This is a genomic window from Autumnicola tepida (assembly GCF_031846485.1).
Classification (GTDB): Bacteria; Bacteroidota; Bacteroidia; order Flavobacteriales; family Flavobacteriaceae; genus Autumnicola; species Autumnicola tepida.
On the sequence record NZ_JAVRHQ010000003.1, the window covers coordinates 204548 to 220540 of the forward strand.

A 15993-nucleotide genomic window follows, 5' to 3' on the forward strand; every position below is an offset into this window, starting at 1 on the left:
TTTAGAAACACAAAGTTTAGGGCAGTGGGTTTGAATCTTCAGAAGATTGCACCTGGACCTGCTCTCCGGAAAAATACGACTCCAGTTCAGCTAAAGTAGCTTCTGAAGTTTGAATATCTTTTACAATTATTCCTTTATCCAAAACCACAATTCTTTCGCAAACTTCAGTCACATGAATAAGGTCATGGCTGGAAATAAGCACCGTGGTGCCGGAAACTTCAGAGAGTTCCTTTACAATTTTTTTGAGCCTTATTTGGGTGGTGGGATCCAGATTGGCGAAAGGTTCATCTAAAATAACCACTTCGGGATTGCCAATAAGCGCCGCGGTTATCCCAACTTTTTTCTGGTTTCCTTTAGAAAGGTCCCTAAGATATTTTTTGCGCCCGATAATTTCACCATTAAAAAATTCTTCAAACTGTGCCACAAAATTGTCAACATCGGCTTTATTCTGGCCGCGCAATTCCCCTACGAAATAGAAGTATTCTTCAGGAGTAAGATACCCAATCAAAAAGCTTTCATCTATAAAAGAAGATGTAAAAGGTTTCCAGTCTTCACTCTGGCTCACGGTAATTTCGTTGTTGAAAATATTACCGGAAGTAGGCTGGATCAAATCCAGAAGAAGGCTAAAAAAGGTGGTTTTTCCTGCCCCGTTATTTCCCACAAGGCCAAAATTTTGTCCTGAAGGAATGTCCAGATGTTCAATATCAAGCACTTTTGAGCCGTTGTATACTTTGGAAAGATTGGTTGCTGTTATCATGTCTCTTAAAATTTATTCGCCGCTTTGTTTAAATCCGCTAATCATCTGGTATTTTCGTTTTTTGTACATTCTTGCCAGGAAGTCCAGGATTTTTCCTCTTAGTGAAACTCCAATTATTCCTAAAACCGCCAGCGCCACAAGTGCGGCATCATAACTTATAAACTTATAGAAGATGTAAAAAACCAGTACCGGAAACCCAATAAGCGGAATAGCCACTAACCACTGGGTAATTCCTGTGCCCTGATAGTTCATAAAAGGGCTTTTATCCAGGTCTATTTTTTTCTTGTTGAAGGAGCCGGCGTATAAAAGCACGGGGATATTTACCCCTATATTGTAAAGCGCGCAAACCATATTCAGCAATAAAATTCTCCAGCCGAAGTAAACATAAGGAGTAGAGAGAATTGCCAATACCACCACGCTAAAGGTAATTAATCCCGCTTTTGAGGCCAGATATTGCTTCAGCGGAATGTTTTGTGCCATGATCATGGGGTAATATGACGCGTCCCAGGCGGGAATAAACTGCCCGAAATTGATCATGAAAACGCCGGTGATAAAAATTCCGACGAAAACATAGAAAGCGGGCATATTTTCATACGCATCATTCGGGTAAAAGATCAAACCATACAAAAGGAAAAAGAACGACAGGTAAATAGTGGTTTTTGGTCTTTTGTTCCTCCAGATCAACTTTAAATCCTGCTGAAGGAAAGGTGCGATACTGCCAAATTTCCTGGTCCATACAAAATCATTGGTATCTGCAGTTTTGGCTTTGCCTTTAAGCCCGGCATCCAGGTAAAATTTCTTTTCCAGGTTAAGCTGGTTCCATTTATACAAAAGAATAAGCAAAATAACCGGTACAACAGCCAGGTAAGGGTGTAATACCATAAAGTCCAGGATGTTTCCAAACCAGCCTGTAAGACTAAAAATTTCAAAATATTCCAGGGCTGCTAAAATTGCCACGATTAGCGCAACAGGAATTAAGGCCTTCAGGTTATCTGTAAATTTCTTCTTGATGATGAAATTAATGTAGTTCACACACAGGGCAAGGGAATACATGGCCAGCATCCAGGCTAAAATTTGTATGCTGGGATAATCGCCTTTAACCATGCAATATATTCCGAAGGGCACAATTAAAAACAGCGGAAGAATATTATAAAATGAGTAAAGGGATTTTATCAGGACAAAATTGACCACCTTTCGCTTCCTTACAGGCAGGATAAGTAAGGGCTTAATATCCATTACGGGCAGCGTTTGCAGGAAAAAGCGGTAAAGCAGTTCCAGGGCCAGCCATAGTAGCACAAAATTGTTTACCACCTCCAGCGGGTCCTGTTCAGGATAAAATTTCTGAATGCCGGGATATAGGGCAATTCCCATCACCAGGAAAACTGCTGCAAAATAAAGGGCCAGGAAGATTAGTAAAATTCGCAGTCCAATACTTTTTCCAAAACTGGCAGACCTGAAAAACGATTTCCATTCAAGAGATAAAAAAAGCCTAAACATAATTTGGATGGTGTTTATCTACAAGTAGCGAAATTTAGCGATTTGTTACACTTTTAAAACGCCCATACTTTGTATTTTTGCAAACAAATTATTTTTTGATGAGTAAATTTTATCCGCTAGCAGTAAAGGAAGTTATTCGTGAGACTCCACGGGCGGTTAGCATATCTTTTGAAATTCCGCAGGATTTAAAAGAAGAATTCAGCTTTAAAGCAGGGCAGTATGTTACCATAAAAGCTTCCTTGAACAATGAAGAAATACGCAGGTCCTATTCCCTTTGTTCCGCTCCGGGCAGTGGGGAATTTAAGGTTACCGTAAAAGAAGTGGAAGGTGGAAAATTTTCTGTTGTTGCAAATAATAAATTAAAGGCCGGGGACGTGCTGGAGGTACACCCGCCAGAGGGAAGGTTTATCCTGAACCCCGAAAGCGGCCCCAATAGCTACGCGGCCTTTGCTGCAGGAAGCGGGATTACCCCGGTGCTTTCCATCATTAAAACCGTGCTGAAGGAAGAGCCCAAAAGCCGGTTTGTACTTACCTACGGAAATAAATCTCCTGAAGAAACCATATTTTTTAAAGACCTGCTGGAACTTCAGTTAAAATATCCCGACAGGCTTTTTATTGAGTTTGTTTATAGCCGGGCAAGGGAAGAAAATGCCCATTTTGGAAGGATTGAAAAAAGCACGGTAAACTATGTGCTGAAGAACAGGTTTAAAGACCACTCTTTTAAGTCTTTTTTTCTTTGTGGGCCTGAAGAAATGATCAACCAGGTGATCGGGATTCTTAAAGAAAACGGGGTACCTGAGGAAAAGATATTATTTGAACTTTTTTCCAGTAAAGATACGGGAGAAGTAGAAGCCGATCTTGAAGGGCAAACCCAACTTACTGTTTTGGTAGATGATGAAGAAACTACTTTCACCATGGAACAGGGAGATACGGTACTTGATGCCGCGCTGGAAAACGACCTGGATGTCCCCTACTCCTGCCAGGGTGGAATTTGCAGCAGTTGTATTGCAAGAATTACCGAAGGCAGCGCCAAAATGAGAAAAAACCAGATCCTTACAGATGAGGAACTGGAAGAAGGTCTAATTTTAACCTGCCAGGCACAACCCACCACCCCTACTCTTAAGGTGGATTATGATGATGTGTAACACTTTATTGCCTTCACAGAATTATACGAGTCTGTCATTGTGAGGCGAAAGCCGAAGCAATCCCAATATGTCTGCTCAAAGAGTACTGAAAGAATTATCTGGGATTGCCACGCTCCATTTTACTGCGCTCGCAATGACAGTTTGGTATGCTGCTGCTTACACGCGGGTAATATCCAGCACCTCAATAATTTTCTTTACAATAATTTCTGGCGGGATACTGCGCATGGCGTTTTCATAACCTTCAGGAACTGTTTTCCCGTATATGGACGTGGGAATAAGCGGATACTTTTCCAGGTCTGGCAAAATTGAATTTTCCAAAGGCTGATTAAACGGTACAAAGCCAGCATAAGGATGCGTTAATCCCCAGACTGTAATTACCGGTACGCCATACATGGCAGCGATATGCCCGTTGCCACTATCCATAGAAAGCATGGCATCAAGATTTGAAATAAGCGCGAGTTCTTCTTCAAAAGTAAATTTCCCAGCTACGGAATGGATACCAGGAAACGTTTTTTCCCATTCCTGTAATTTCGGAAGTTCTGCAGCGCCTCCCCCAAAAAGAAAAATCCCGATATTTTGATTATTTTGAAGCTGCCTTAAAACTTCTTCCATTAAATCTGAAGGATAACTTTTTGAGGCGTGTTGGGCAAAGGGAGCAATTCCCAGCCATTTTTTATCATGAGAACCTGCAAAATATTCTACTTCAGCAGAAAGGGGAAGAGAATGCTTAAAATCATGATTTTCCAGATCTATAGGATAACCTAAAGCTTCAAATACATCGGCATACCGCTGGTGAGTGGATTGCAGGGGTTGAAAAACCTTATTTTCTAACCGGGTAAGGGCCTTTTTTTCCTTCCGCCCTTTATCAATCTGTTTTACCGGGATTCCGAAGAGATAAAAAACCGAATTCAGCACATTGCTTCGCAGCACATCATGAAGATCTGCCACCATATCTATTTCTTCATCGCGCAGTTCTTTTGCCAGCCTGCCCAATCCAATAATCCCGCTGTGAACACCATTAACATCGGCTTCATACACCGAAACATTGGGAATATTGGCAAACATAGGCATGAAGAACCCGCGGGTCAAAACTGTGACTTTAATTTTGGGGTAAGTGGACACAAGCTTGCGCAAAACAGGAACCACCATGGCAACATCCCCCATAGCAGAAAGGCGAATTACCAGGATGTGCGGGGACTTTTCCCCGGCGGGTCCATTCCCGGAAAAAGAATTTTCTTTCTTTGCAAAAACCCGCCTCATATTAATTGATTTTTGAGCTTATTTCTTCCTTAATACCGGATTTAGCTCTTCGTCGTTATACATTTTCATTTGCCTGTACACCTTCATGTATTTATCACCGTTGGCAATATCTTCCAACAATTGGTTTATTGCTGAAGAAAGGTCTACCCGCTGCTCCAATAAAACATCCAGTTTGCTCCTGCACTTCATCATATGTTCCTGCGTGGCGTCTTTGCGGTTGGCCTCTTCGTGCATGTGATAAATCTTTAGCGCCAGGATAGAGAGCCGGTCTATGGCCCAGGCGGGGCTTTCAGAATTTATAGTAGCATCTTCCTTAGGCTCCACTTCTTTAAAAGTTTCAAGGAAATAACTGTCAATATATTCCACGGTATCTGTCCTGTCCTGGTTGGAAGCATCAATTTTTCGCTTTAGCTCAAGCGCTTCAGCAGGATCGATATTGGTGTCCCTTATAATATCTTCATAATGCCATTGTACGGTATCTATCCAGCATTTGCGGTAAAGCAGGTGTTCAATTAAATTTTCATTCCGGTCATAGGGATTTTCAAAAGGCTGATATACAGTATCTTTTTCATGATATTTTTCGATCACGTCCTGAAATATCTTATTGGCTTTATCTGAAAACATGTATAATTCTTAGGTGTTATTTGACAATTCGGCTAAAAGCGCAAAGGTATTATAATTTAATATAGTTTAAGTTGAAACTGCCATGGAAACAGGAGTTTTCCGAAGGAAAATTTAGAAAAACAGGGGCACGGCAAAGGGCATCAAAATGAGTAAAACAAGCAGTACTTCCTTAAAAACCCTGTCCTTTTTGCTATCAAAATAATTAGAAGCGATAATGCTTAAAGGCACAAAAAAGAAGATAAACTCACTGCCGTCTTTTTGATGTGAAAGTACTGCAACGCAAAGGCTAACGGCAAGGCTAAAAAGCACCAGGTTTAAAACTGGCCGGCGCGTAATGCTGGCTTTCTGGATTACCGAAAAATAAGACATTAGCGTCCAGAGCAACAATGCCAGAATAATGCTTAACGGGACAAGTAATTCTAATTCCTGGTAATTACCGAAATTGAGGTTTACAGGCTGGTACCATTCTGCAAAAGTGTAAAAACTGTCATAAACGAGCAGGTGAAAACATTCTGTAAGGGAAAGAACAGCAAGAAAAGCGATGAGCGGGATAAGAAGGTTCTTTACGTAAGAAGCGTAAAATATTATTCCCACAAAAACTACAGCCAAAAACAGTACAGACCAGAAATAGTAAAGCGAAGCGATACAAATCCAAAATGTGGCGTCAAAGATTTTTTGCTGGACAACTTTCCTGGATTTAAGACTTATAATTCTCCTGAACGCCAGCAGAATAAACAAATTGGCAACAATAGCCTGGTCATTTTTAAGCAGGGCAAAAAACGAACTGCTAAAAATGGCAAAAAGAAGAATTTTATAGGCGCTTCTTTTAGTGAGTTCATTTTTTTTGGCGATAAAGTTGAGTACCAATACGCTCAGAATAAAACACAGCAAAACCCCTAATTTTTCAAAGAAAGGCTGTAAACCAAGGTTTAGAAACCATTCCTGGAAATTGGCAAAAACAAAAAATGCTGCCATAAAAAGCACCACTGCAATAATATTTACAGGAGTTGATTTACCAAAAAAGCTTGTTAGCATTGCCGTTTTTTATATTTTTGTAATATTAACTAATAACGAGGTTAAAAAATGATGCGAGATTTATTTGAAGGTATTGAATGGCTATTTGAAGAAATTCTTTTTATCCCTCTTGATGCCTTACGTGAGTTGCAATTTGATTCATGGTGGTTGGCCAATGCTATAAATTTTATTTTTTTAATAATTGGTATTGCAGCCTTTGCTTACTGGCTTAAGGAACTTAAAAAGTTTCAGGACAGGGATGAAGAAGAAACAAAATCTTCTAAACATTCCCCATATCTAGGATAAATCAAATCCCAGATCCTTTCTATAATACATCTTATCAAATTGTAGCTTTTCTACATTTTGATAAGATTTTTTTAGTGCCTTTTTGTAATCTTCCGCCAGGGAAGTAACCGCAATCACCCTGCCCCCACTGGTAACAATTTTGCCATTTTCGGCTTTTGTGCCTGCATGGAACACCAGGGAGTCTTCCACTTTCTCAATCCCCGTGATTTCCTTTCCTTTTTCATAATTTTCAGGATAGCCGCCAGATACCAACATGACCGTAGCCGCCGCCCGCTCATCAATTTCAAGATTTACCTCATCTAATTTTGAATGATAAGTTTTCTCCAGCACCTCAACCAGGTCCGACTTTATTCTTGGCAGCACCACTTCGGTCTCCGGATCGCCCATTCTCACATTATATTCAATTACATAAGGTTCATTTTCAACTTTAATCAATCCAATAAAAATAAAGCCTTTATAATCAATATCTTCTTCTTTTAGCCCGTTCACCGTTGGTTTCACGATACGCTCCTCCACTTTTTGCATAAATTCTCTATCAGCAAACGGAACAGGTGAAATCGCGCCCATTCCACCGGTATTTAACCCCGTGTCCCCTTCTCCTATGCGTTTGTAATCTTTGGCGGTAGGTAAAATTTTATAGTTTTTACCATCGGTTAATACAAATACGCTTAATTCTATCCCATCCAGAAATTCTTCAATCACCACTTTTTTACTGGCCCCGCCAAACTTTTTTCCTAGAAGCATTTCTTCCAGCTCTGCCTTGGCTTCATCAATGTCATTCAAAATGAGTACTCCTTTTCCAGCAGCGAGTCCATCTGCCTTAAGCACATAAGGAGCATTTAAAGTATTAAGGAAATTCCTGCCGGCTTCCAGGCTTGCTTCAGTAAAACTTTCATACGCAGCCGTGGGAATATTGTACATCAGCATAAATTCCTTTGCACGTTCCTTGCTGCCTTCCAGCAAAGCGCCACGTTTTGATGGTCCAATTAACTGCACATTCTTAAGCTGCTCATCATGCACGAAAAAATCGGCTATTCCTTCAACTAAAGGATCTTCGGGCCCCACCACCAGCATTTCAACAGCATTCTCCAGTACAAATTTTTTAATCGCTTCAAAATCGGTAACTTTCAGGGCTACGTTTTCAGCGATTTTTCCCGTGCCTGCATTGCCTGGTGCAACAAATAGTTTATCGCATTTAGGGCTTTTTGAGATCATGTGGGCGAAAGTATGTTCACGACCGCCGGCACCTAGAATTAAAATATTCATCTGGAAGAATTTTAGTTATGGAGTCAAAAATAATTGTTTGTAAATTGAAGCACCAATAATTTCACTAAAAAAAGAAATTTAGCATTTGGAATGGTTCAGGCTTTCTTTGCAGCTTAACAATTTTCCCATTAACAGGGCAGAAATTTTGTTGCGCCAGATCCAGGAAATTCCTGAAAATGAATACCAGGGATATGTGTATGGCCAGCGTGATTCCATTCTTAAATTTCATCGGGAAAACAACTCTTTTTACAGGCAATATTGTAAGGCAGAAAATTGCCAAAAGTGGAGTGATGTGCCGGTAATGAAGAAGTCCCATCTTCAGCAACCCCTCCAGAACCGCCTGAGTAATGGCTTTAATAACCGTAAAAAGACCTATGTAGGCAAAACCTCAGGAAGCAGTGGTCATCCTTTTATTTTTGCCAAGGACCGTTTTGCGCATGCCCTTAGCTGGGCAGGTTTTAACGATCGTTATAAGTGGCATGGTATAGATTTGAATAAGTCCCTGCAAGCCAGGTTTTACGGAATCCCCCTGGATTTCTACGGAAATTTCCAGGAAAGGGTAAAAGACAGGATAAGCCTGAGGCGCAGATTTAATATTTTTGACCTCAGCGATAAGAAAATGGAGCAATTTCTTAAACGTTTTGAGCGGTCTCCATTTGAATATATCAACGGCTACACCAGCGCCATTTTAATGTTTGCCAGGTTTTTACAGGGCCAAAACCTGGTCCTGAAAGAAATTTGTCCCACTTTAAAAATTTGCATTGTTACTTCTGAAAGACTTTTCGAAAATGATAAAATGCTCATGGAACAGGCTTTGGGCGTGCCTGTGGTAAATGAATACGGCGCCAGTGAAGTTGGGCTGATTGCCTTCGAAAATGCCAGTAATGAATGGATCCTGAACTCTGAAGACCTGTATGTGGAAATCCTGGATGAAGAAAATAATATTTTGCCTGCAGGCAGGGAAGGCCGTGTGGTGGTAACTTCACTTTACAATAAGGCGCATCCAATGATTAGGTATGACATAGGCGATACCGGGGTTTTATCTGAAGAGGGAACCCTAAAGCGACCAAAATTGCAAAAATTAATAGGACGCACCAATGACATCGCGCATTTAGCCGATGGAAAAGTAGTGCCGGGCTTAACATTTTACTATGTGACCAAAACTATTATCGCCGATACCGGCAGCATAAAGGAATTTATAATTATTCAAACCGCCCTGGATGCTTTTAAAATTGAATATGTAAGCGATAAGGAGTTTACAGCAGGGCAGGTAGAAAAAATACTGGCTGCAATAGAAAAATACGTGGGCAAAAACCTGCAGGTGACTTTTATAAGAAAGGCGATTTTAAAGCGCAGCAAAAGCGGAAAACTGAAACAATTTACTTCCCTTATTTAACAGGTTTAATTTGCCGTTTTTTAATAAGTAATTGTTCCCGGAGAAAAATCATCATGCATTTAAAGCTTTTCCAAAAGCTGAAATCAAGAACTCTATAATAGATGTTGAAGTTATACGCCAGCATCTCCAGTTTGTTGCCAGAGACACTGTTTCTTCTTATTCTGTAATAAGCCAGGGATTCTAACATTCCTTTGGCAATTCCGGCCTTTTCTATTGCTTTTAGCCATAAAGCCCAATCCTGCCTTTTCCTGATCTCCGGGGCATAAATTTTTCCAATTTTGGAAGCCTTATAAATTCCTGTAAGATTTCCAACATAATTTGCCTTGAGAAGCTTCTGGTAAATTAGGAATGGAAGCGCCTCTACAATTTCATTTTTTTTCTGCCCATTTTCATAAATGAGTTCGTAACTGGTAAAACATACCACAACGTCATTGCTTATCATAAATTCCAGCTGCTTTTCCAGCTTCTCCGGCTTCCAAAGGTCGTCTGCATCCAAAAAAGCAATAAAATCGCCCTCAGCGGCTTCAATTCCCTTATTTCGGCTAAAACCTGCCCCTTTATTGCTTGTGTTCTTTAAAATTCTGATCCGGGAATCCTCCTCCACAAGTTTTTGAACCTTGGAAACGGTAAAATCTTGGGAGCTATCATCAATTACAAAAAGTTCCCAGTTGGTATAGGTTTGTTTACGCACAGAGGCAATAGCTTCAGTAATAAATTCCGCAGCATTGTAGGCAGGCATTATAATGGAAACCAATGCAGGGTGCTTCATATACACATTTTCCTTCCGTTTTGCCGGAAGCGTTATTCTTTAGCTGCAATTGCAGAAAAATAAAGGCCTTTCAAGCTTTCTTTCCAATCCGGCACTTCAAAGCCAAGGTTTTCCCGTACTTTTTGTTTATTCAGCACACTGTAAGAAGGGCGTTCTGCCACGGTTTTGTAGTCATTGCTTTTTTCCAGCTCCACCTTTTCGGTACTTTCTGAAATTTTTAAAATTTCTTCCGCGAAACCGTACCAGGTCGCTTCGCCTTCATTGCTGAAATGATAAAGCCCAACTTCATTATTTTCAGAAGCAATGAGCTGCATTACCAGCCGGGCAAGGTCGTTGGCGTTGGTGGGAGTTCCCACTTGGGCGGTGGTGATTTTAAGGTTCGCTCTTTCTTCAGCCTTTTTCAAGATAGTCCTAAAAAAATTATGTCCGAATTCAGAATACAGCCAGGAAGTCCGGAAGATAAAATATTTATCTGCCACCTTCTTCAAATTTTCTTCTCCCTTTAACTTGGAAGCGCCATAAATGTTAAGCGGATCTGTTTTGTCTTTTTCTGAATACGGAACATCAGCCTTCCCGTTAAAAACATAATCTGTTGAAAAATGAAAGAGCATCGTTTGAAAAGATTGGCATACTTCCCCAAGGTTTTTGACCGCTTCAGCATTAACCTGGTAAGCTTTTTCCTCTTCAGATTCGGCTTTTTCAACATTGGTATAAGCCGCACAATTAATACAATAGTCAAAATGTTTGGCTCCAAAAAGCTGGTGTAGCTCACATTTTTTACTAATATCCAATTCAGAAGAAGAAGTAAAGAGAAAATCAAATTCGGGATAGTGGGAAGAGAGTTTTGCAAAACATCTTCCCAACTGCCCGGAAGCGCCGGTAACAAGAATTGTTTTCATCCAAATAATTTTTTGAAGGTTGGCTGTTGCAAATCTTTATTAGAGATAATCATTTTCTCCTGAGGAAAATCCCAGTCTATCGCAAGATCGGGATCATTATAAATAATGCCTGATTCTGCCCCGGGGCTATAATAGCGGTCGCACTTGTATGCAAATACAGAAACATCGGACAATGTTAAAAACCCGTGGCCGAAACCTCTTGGGATATAAAGCTGATGAAAATTTTCATCATCCAAAATGACTTTATAGACTTCTTTAAATGTGGGCGACTTCGGGCGTAAATCTACCACCACGTCCAAAACTTTACCATGAATCACCCGCACGAGCTTTGCCTGGGCAAATTCCCCTGTCTGAAAATGCAGCCCACGCAGCACACCATGCTGTGAAACCGACTGGTTATCCTGAACAAATTCGTCCTTAATACCTGTGGCTTCCGCGAAAATTTTACGGTTATAGCTCTCCATAAAAATTCCCCGCTTATCTTTAAAAACTGAAGGTTTTACGAGGTAACAATCTTTTAGCGGAGTTTCTTCTGCCTGCATAGGTACCTATGAATTAAAGATTTGTTCCAGGATTTTTTCAGTAATCAGGTACGTTGGTTTTACCCCGGTGGTGCCAAGACCACCTGAAGCCAGTGTACTTCCGGTCTCCAGCGGGTTATCTGAAGCATAATAGGCATATCTTACCTTTACATCTTCGTCTATATTTCCTCGCAGCCTGGAAGCCGCCTGTATGGCTTTTTGATAATGCGCCCCTTCCATTTCCAGTCCGCTCACATTCCAGGTGGAATCGTGGAAAAACTTTAAAATATCCCTGTTCTGAAGAGAGGTTCCCAATACTGTAATCATACTGCCATCTACCACATTAATCCCATTTCCTTCCAGCGACTCTTTGGTAAGTTCATTTTGGAAAGGGTAATTATCTGCTGTGCCCTCAAAAAGGTGGGCCGTGGGAATCATAATATCGCCCTTGGCGCCTTCCAGGATACCTGCTTTTCCCATGATGGAAATAGATTTCACATTCATGTGAATTTCATTTTCCTCAAAATTGTAGGGTTTTAAAAGCTCATCCATAGTCTCATAAGCCTGTTCCCCAAAAGCATAATCCATCACCAGGATCACCGGTTTTTCCTCTTCTGGTTTTGCGGCAAAATCTGCTATCCGGAAACCTTCTTCCAGTTTAGCGGTATCAAATACCTGAACATCTATATTGGTCCCGCTTTCATCTTCAATAAACTTCATGCCTTTGCCTAAAGCTACTTTTGTCACCTTATTTCTCAGCGCACCATTGCCACTGTCACTTAAATCTTCATAAATCCCCAGCGCAGATTTCTTCTTTAATTCCGTCTTTAAAGCAATTGGAGAATATAACGTGTTCATTACGCTGTGCATATTAGCACTAATAATATGGATTGGCCTGTGCGTAAGATTTTCGCTAAGCAAATATTCCTTTATCTTATCTGCCCAGATCTCTCCGTGAATATGCTGCCCAAGGCGCTCCCGTAAAACCTGGCTAAAAGTGATAATGCGCTTATTGTTCTCTACTATTTCAGAAATAGCCAGTTTTCCCAGCCAGTAAATAAGGCTTAAAAACCGCTCCTGGTTTTCTGGAATGGCGAATTTGGGATAAATCCCGGTGACCTCGTTAAAGGTTCTTCCAAGAATATTGGCGGTGTGTGTAAGGGCAACTTCCCTCTCGGCCTGGGTAAGTTCTTCCTTTTGCAATACTGCCCTTTCCAGTTTTTGCCAGTCCCGGGTCACATTTCCTTCTTCATCTATCACCACACGGCGCATAATCTTATGCGACTCGATAAAAAGAAAAGTGAGGTGGGTTAAAATATCATAGATTTCTGAACGGCCGCGGGTAATTTCAATATTCATCTGCTCCTCATCTATACGATAGCAGTTCCTGCGCCTTTTAGGAGGGATAATTGGCTTAAAATGGGAGTTGCCATAACCTTCATCACTGGTCAGGTTTATGTAACGGCATTCTTCAATCCCTTTTGGAAGCCGGTCTATCACATATAAAAGTCCGTTTAATTCTGCTTTATCATCGGCAACAGAACCATAAATTTCGGGACGTAAAATTAGCAGGGCTTCTCTTAATGTTTCTCCGGAAACCCCCATAGGTTTATAAAAGCCGCGGTTAAAAAGATGGCGCATGGTAATATACATTCGCTCAATAGCGCTGGAACTTTCCTGCGCGCGGGTGCGGCCCTGAATCTTTAAATTAGGCATATAGGTTAATCTGTTTTAATCAATTTTTGCAATTTGTCGGCAATTTTTCTATCATTAGACAAACGCGGAAGTTTATTTTGCCCGCCCAGTTTTCCTTCAGACTTCATGTAATGCTGAAATTTTTCCTGCGGAACTTTTCTGATTTTCAAAGGTTGAAGAATTTTTCCTTCAATCAAATCAAAATAATAAGAATTTTGCTTTTGCATGGCTTTATCCAGAATTGAAATGAACTGTTCCATATCCTGCGGTTCTTTTTCGAATTCCACAAACCACTCATGGTAAGGGAGCTCGTCTCCTTCAGGGTTTATTTGTGGCGCAACCGTAAATTCACTAATCCTGGTGCCGGTTTCAAGAATTGCCTGCTGCATGGCTTCTTCCACTTCTTTGGCAATCACATGCTCCCCAAAAGCCGAAATATAATGCTTGATCCTTCCACTTACCACCACCCGGTAAGGCATTAAAGAGGTAAACTGGATGGTATCGCCAATGTTATAAGCCCACAACCCGGCGGTGGTGGAAACGATCATCACGTAATTTACCCCAATCTGGACTTCTCCAATGGTAAGGCGCGCGGAATCTGCGTCAAAAAATTCATCGGCTTTTACAAATTCATAGAAAATACCGGAATTAAGCTGAAGTAGCATTCCTTTCTCATCTTGGTTATCCTGAAAAGCGAAAAAGCCTTCAGAAGCCGGAAAAAGTTCGATGCTATCCACTTTCCTGCCAATCAGGTTTTCAAACTTTGCGCGATAAGGCTCAAAATTGACTCCGCCGTAAATAAAAAGATCAAAATTGGGAAAAAGCTCCCCTACCTTTTTACCTGTTTTTTTCTGCAGGCGCTCAAAATACATCTGCACCCACGAAGGAATCCCGCTAATCACGGTCATATTTTCATTCCGGGTTTCCTCTATAATGGCATCTACTTTTGTTTCCCAGTCTTCAATGCAATTGGTTTCCCAGCTGGGCAACCTGTTCTTCTGAAGATACGCCGGAACATAATGCGCTACTATCCCCGAAAGTCGGCCCAGTTTCACACCTTTTTTATCCTGCATTTCGGGGCTGCCCTGTAAAAATATCATCTTCCCGTCTACAAAAGAGGCATTCCCGGTCTCGGCGATATAGCAAAGAATAGCATTTCGCGCAGCCTCTATATGAGTGGGCATAGAATCTTTGGTAATGGGGATGTATTTGACGCCACTGGTAGTGCCACTTGTTTTGGCATAATACAAAGGCCTTCCCGGCCAGAGTACACTTTCTTCTCCAGCCAGCATTCTTTCTACGTAAGGTTTTAATTCTTCATAATCCCTTATGGGAACATTATCCGCAAATTCCCTGTAGGTCTTTATTCGCGGAAAATTATGATTCTTTCCAAAAGAAGTATATTTTCCCTTGGCGATGATCTGTTGAAAAACCTTCATTTGAGTATCTTCAGGATTTGAAGACCACTGTTTTATCTTACGCTGAATTTGTTTTGCAAATACCTTTGCTCCAAGAGATTTTAAAGACATAGTTTAATTGAAATCTATATATTCTGTAGGATCCACAGGGGTTCCTTCATTCCAAAGTTCAAAGTGCAAATGGGGGCCGGTACTATACTCACCCGTAGAACCAGCGGTTGCTATCACTTCCCCTGCCCTAACAATATCCCCCTGTTTTTTGGTAAGGGAGGCATTATGCTTATAAACGGACAGTAAATCGTAGCCATGTTTTATAATAATTACATAGCCTGTTTCTGCGGTCCATTCAGAAAAAATAACCCTCCCGTCTGCCACAGATTTTACTGGGGAATTTTTTGCAACCACAATATCGACGGCAAAATGACGGTCTTCAGCATCAAAACCTTCCGAAATGGAACCTTTTACAGGAGCTATCAAAGAAAAATTAATATTTTCAGTAGCACTTGGAAGAATATTGTATTTGTCTTCCTGGGCCACTTCCTCCCTCAGCAGGGAGTCGGCTCTTGAAGGCGGGACCTCTTCATAATCTTCTTCATATTCTGAAGGTGGTAAAAGTGAATCCCTGCTAAGATTATCAGTTTCCAGATCGCCTGTTAACACCCCTTTTATCGATCCCAGGTACTGGTTATTCAGCTTTATGACATTTTGAAGGGAATCTGAAGTGTAGGCAAGTTTAACCGCTTTTTCCTTAAGTTCTGCTGAAGAGTAGCCGGGAATGTATTCCTTGAGTGGTGTAAAGGCAATAATATAAGTGGTGGCGGCAATAAGCAGGATTGCACTAAGGGTGACAATTACAAAAACATTTAATTTGTTTAACCTGAAAGAAAGCCGTTCCTCAAAGGTGTCATCATTAAGAATCACCAGCCGGTACTTATGCAAAAGCTTTTTCGCGAATTTCCTGTTCTTCTTTTCTGCCATTATTCAAAATACTACTACAAAGATAGGGTAAAATTTCAGGGTGTGTAAGGCAAGCTTCTTTCTCTGATTAATTAGAAAATCTCCGGTTGCAACTGGAATTAATTGATGTTTATACATAAAAAACATGAACCGGAGTTAAAATTATATAATTTTGTTTCTTCTTAACGCATAGATTGCTTTATTCTTGTTAAGTTTGTAAACATTAAAATACATAATCATGACTGCATTCATATTACCATTAGCAATAGGAGCACCACAAATTATCTTAATTGTAATTGTGGTATTACTATTATTTGGAGGACGAAAAATTCCTGAATTGATGAGAGGACTGGGAAGTGGAATAAAAGAATTTAAGGATGCTTCCAAAGATGACGACGAGCCACACAGAGCTCCAGATGCAAATAAAGTTCCTGAAGACCGAAAATAAATTTAGTTTAAAATATTAAAA

At 40.6% G+C, this 15993-nt stretch carries 16 protein-coding genes; 4 read left to right on the plus strand and 12 right to left on the minus strand.

The window, feature by feature from the left end:
- Positions 1-16 precede the first annotated feature (16 nt).
- Together RM553_RS04835 and RM553_RS04840 are read right to left on the minus strand one after the other, a co-directional pair.
- A complete protein-coding gene (locus tag RM553_RS04835) occupies positions 17-757 on the minus strand; it encodes an ABC transporter ATP-binding protein (protein WP_311533819.1) in 741 nt (246 codons plus the stop codon).
- 12 nt (positions 758-769) lie between these two features.
- The gene (locus RM553_RS04840; RefSeq protein WP_311533820.1) at positions 770-2254 is read right to left on the minus strand and encodes a DUF5687 family protein; all 1485 of its coding nucleotides are present in this window, start codon (positions 2252-2254) and stop codon (positions 770-772) included.
- A gap of 98 nt (positions 2255-2352) precedes the next feature.
- Here RM553_RS04840 and RM553_RS04845 point away from each other — a divergent pair, with 98 nt between their 5' ends.
- The gene (locus RM553_RS04845) at positions 2353-3399 is read left to right on the plus strand and encodes a 2Fe-2S iron-sulfur cluster-binding protein (RefSeq protein WP_311533821.1); all 1047 of its coding nucleotides are present in this window, start codon (positions 2353-2355) and stop codon (positions 3397-3399) included.
- Positions 3400-3555: 156 nt separating this feature from the next.
- On the opposite strand, the gene RM553_RS04850 is transcribed toward RM553_RS04845, so the two are convergent.
- The 3 genes from RM553_RS04850 to RM553_RS04860 form a co-directional block, all read right to left on the minus strand.
- A complete protein-coding gene (locus RM553_RS04850; protein ID WP_311533822.1) occupies positions 3556-4659 on the minus strand; it encodes a glycosyltransferase family 9 protein in 1104 nt (367 codons plus the stop codon).
- Positions 4660-4677: 18 nt separating this feature from the next.
- Positions 4678-5283: a DUF4254 domain-containing protein gene (locus RM553_RS04855; RefSeq protein WP_311533823.1), complete on the minus strand. Its 606-nt coding sequence runs from the start codon at positions 5281-5283 to the stop codon at positions 4678-4680.
- A 111-nt stretch (positions 5284-5394) separates the two neighbouring features.
- Complete coding sequence (locus tag RM553_RS04860) at positions 5395-6318, minus strand: DUF6427 family protein (RefSeq protein WP_311533824.1); 924 nt, start codon at positions 6316-6318, stop codon at positions 5395-5397.
- A gap of 48 nt (positions 6319-6366) precedes the next feature.
- Between RM553_RS04860 and RM553_RS04865 the strand changes: the two genes are divergently transcribed.
- Positions 6367-6603 (plus strand): DUF6341 family protein, encoded by a 237-nt coding sequence (locus tag RM553_RS04865; protein ID WP_432271447.1) that lies wholly within the window; start codon positions 6367-6369, stop codon positions 6601-6603.
- Here RM553_RS04865 and purD read toward each other — a convergent pair.
- Positions 6595-7869 carry a phosphoribosylamine--glycine ligase gene (purD, locus tag RM553_RS04870; protein ID WP_311533825.1) on the minus strand — a complete coding sequence of 425 codons (1275 nt, stop codon included), beginning with the start codon at positions 7867-7869 and terminating at the stop codon, positions 6595-6597. The genes RM553_RS04865 and purD overlap by 9 nt on opposite strands.
- 85 nt (positions 7870-7954) lie before the next feature.
- Between purD and RM553_RS04875 the strand changes: the two genes are divergently transcribed.
- On the plus strand, positions 7955-9265 hold the full coding sequence (locus RM553_RS04875) for a phenylacetate--CoA ligase family protein (RefSeq protein ID WP_311533826.1): 1311 nt from the start codon (positions 7955-7957) through the stop codon (positions 9263-9265).
- On the opposite strand, the gene RM553_RS04880 is transcribed toward RM553_RS04875, so the two are convergent.
- The 6 genes from RM553_RS04880 to RM553_RS04905 are packed head-to-tail and all read right to left on the minus strand — an operon-like array spanning position 9258 to position 15545.
- A complete protein-coding gene (locus tag RM553_RS04880) occupies positions 9258-10034 on the minus strand; it encodes a glycosyltransferase family 2 protein (protein ID WP_311533827.1) in 777 nt (258 codons plus the stop codon). The genes RM553_RS04875 and RM553_RS04880 overlap by 8 nt on opposite strands.
- A gap of 32 nt (positions 10035-10066) precedes the next feature.
- Positions 10067-10933, minus strand: coding sequence for a dTDP-4-dehydrorhamnose reductase (gene rfbD, locus RM553_RS04885; RefSeq protein WP_311533828.1), 867 nt, complete (start codon positions 10931-10933; stop codon positions 10067-10069).
- On the minus strand, positions 10930-11475 hold the full coding sequence (rfbC, locus tag RM553_RS04890) for a dTDP-4-dehydrorhamnose 3,5-epimerase (RefSeq protein ID WP_311533829.1): 546 nt from the start codon (positions 11473-11475) through the stop codon (positions 10930-10932). The genes rfbD and rfbC overlap by 4 nt, the downstream gene beginning before the upstream one ends.
- Positions 11476-11481: 6 nt before the next feature.
- Entirely contained in the window at positions 11482-13170 is a 1689-nt protein-coding gene (locus tag RM553_RS04895) for a DUF6909 family protein (protein WP_311533830.1), read from the minus strand.
- 5 nt (positions 13171-13175) lie between these two features.
- Positions 13176-14678, minus strand: coding sequence for a GH3 auxin-responsive promoter family protein (locus tag RM553_RS04900; protein ID WP_311533831.1), 1503 nt, complete (start codon positions 14676-14678; stop codon positions 13176-13178).
- Between the two features lie 3 nt (positions 14679-14681).
- Positions 14682-15545 (minus strand): M23 family metallopeptidase, encoded by an 864-nt coding sequence (locus RM553_RS04905; protein ID WP_311533832.1) that lies wholly within the window; start codon positions 15543-15545, stop codon positions 14682-14684.
- A 217-nt stretch (positions 15546-15762) separates the two neighbouring features.
- Between RM553_RS04905 and RM553_RS04910 the strand changes: the two genes are divergently transcribed.
- Entirely contained in the window at positions 15763-15972 is a 210-nt protein-coding gene (locus RM553_RS04910) for a twin-arginine translocase TatA/TatE family subunit (protein ID WP_311533833.1), read from the plus strand.
- Positions 15973-15993: the final 21 nt, after the last annotated feature.

What these genes read in the sequence shown, in the direction of transcription:
- RM553_RS04835 (WP_311533819.1), bottom strand. Translation starts at nt 757, where the DNA reads ATGATAACAGCAACCAATCTTTCCAAAGTATACAACGGCTCAAAAGTG.
- RM553_RS04840 (WP_311533820.1), bottom strand. Translation starts at nt 2,254, where the DNA reads ATGTTTAGGCTTTTTTTATCTCTTGAATGGAAATCGTTTTTCAGGTCT.
- RM553_RS04845 (WP_311533821.1), top strand. Translation starts at nt 2,353, where the DNA reads ATGAGTAAATTTTATCCGCTAGCAGTAAAGGAAGTTATTCGTGAGACT.
- RM553_RS04850 (WP_311533822.1), bottom strand. Translation starts at nt 4,659, where the DNA reads ATGAGGCGGGTTTTTGCAAAGAAAGAAAATTCTTTTTCCGGGAATGGA.
- RM553_RS04855 (WP_311533823.1), bottom strand. Translation starts at nt 5,283, where the DNA reads ATGTTTTCAGATAAAGCCAATAAGATATTTCAGGACGTGATCGAAAAA.
- RM553_RS04860 (WP_311533824.1), bottom strand. Translation starts at nt 6,318, where the DNA reads ATGCTAACAAGCTTTTTTGGTAAATCAACTCCTGTAAATATTATTGCA.
- RM553_RS04865 (WP_432271447.1), top strand. Translation starts at nt 6,367, where the DNA reads ATGATGCGAGATTTATTTGAAGGTATTGAATGGCTATTTGAAGAAATT.
- purD (WP_311533825.1), bottom strand. Translation starts at nt 7,869, where the DNA reads ATGAATATTTTAATTCTAGGTGCCGGCGGTCGTGAACATACTTTCGCC.
- RM553_RS04880 (WP_311533827.1), bottom strand. Translation starts at nt 10,034, where the DNA reads ATGAAGCACCCTGCATTGGTTTCCATTATAATGCCTGCCTACAATGCT.
- rfbD (WP_311533828.1), bottom strand. Translation starts at nt 10,933, where the DNA reads ATGAAAACAATTCTTGTTACCGGCGCTTCCGGGCAGTTGGGAAGATGT.
- rfbC (WP_311533829.1), bottom strand. Translation starts at nt 11,475, where the DNA reads ATGCAGGCAGAAGAAACTCCGCTAAAAGATTGTTACCTCGTAAAACCT.
- RM553_RS04895 (WP_311533830.1), bottom strand. Translation starts at nt 13,170, where the DNA reads ATGCCTAATTTAAAGATTCAGGGCCGCACCCGCGCGCAGGAAAGTTCC.
- RM553_RS04900 (WP_311533831.1), bottom strand. Translation starts at nt 14,678, where the DNA reads ATGTCTTTAAAATCTCTTGGAGCAAAGGTATTTGCAAAACAAATTCAG.
- RM553_RS04905 (WP_311533832.1), bottom strand. Translation starts at nt 15,545, where the DNA reads ATGGCAGAAAAGAAGAACAGGAAATTCGCGAAAAAGCTTTTGCATAAG.
- RM553_RS04910 (WP_311533833.1), top strand. Translation starts at nt 15,763, where the DNA reads ATGACTGCATTCATATTACCATTAGCAATAGGAGCACCACAAATTATC.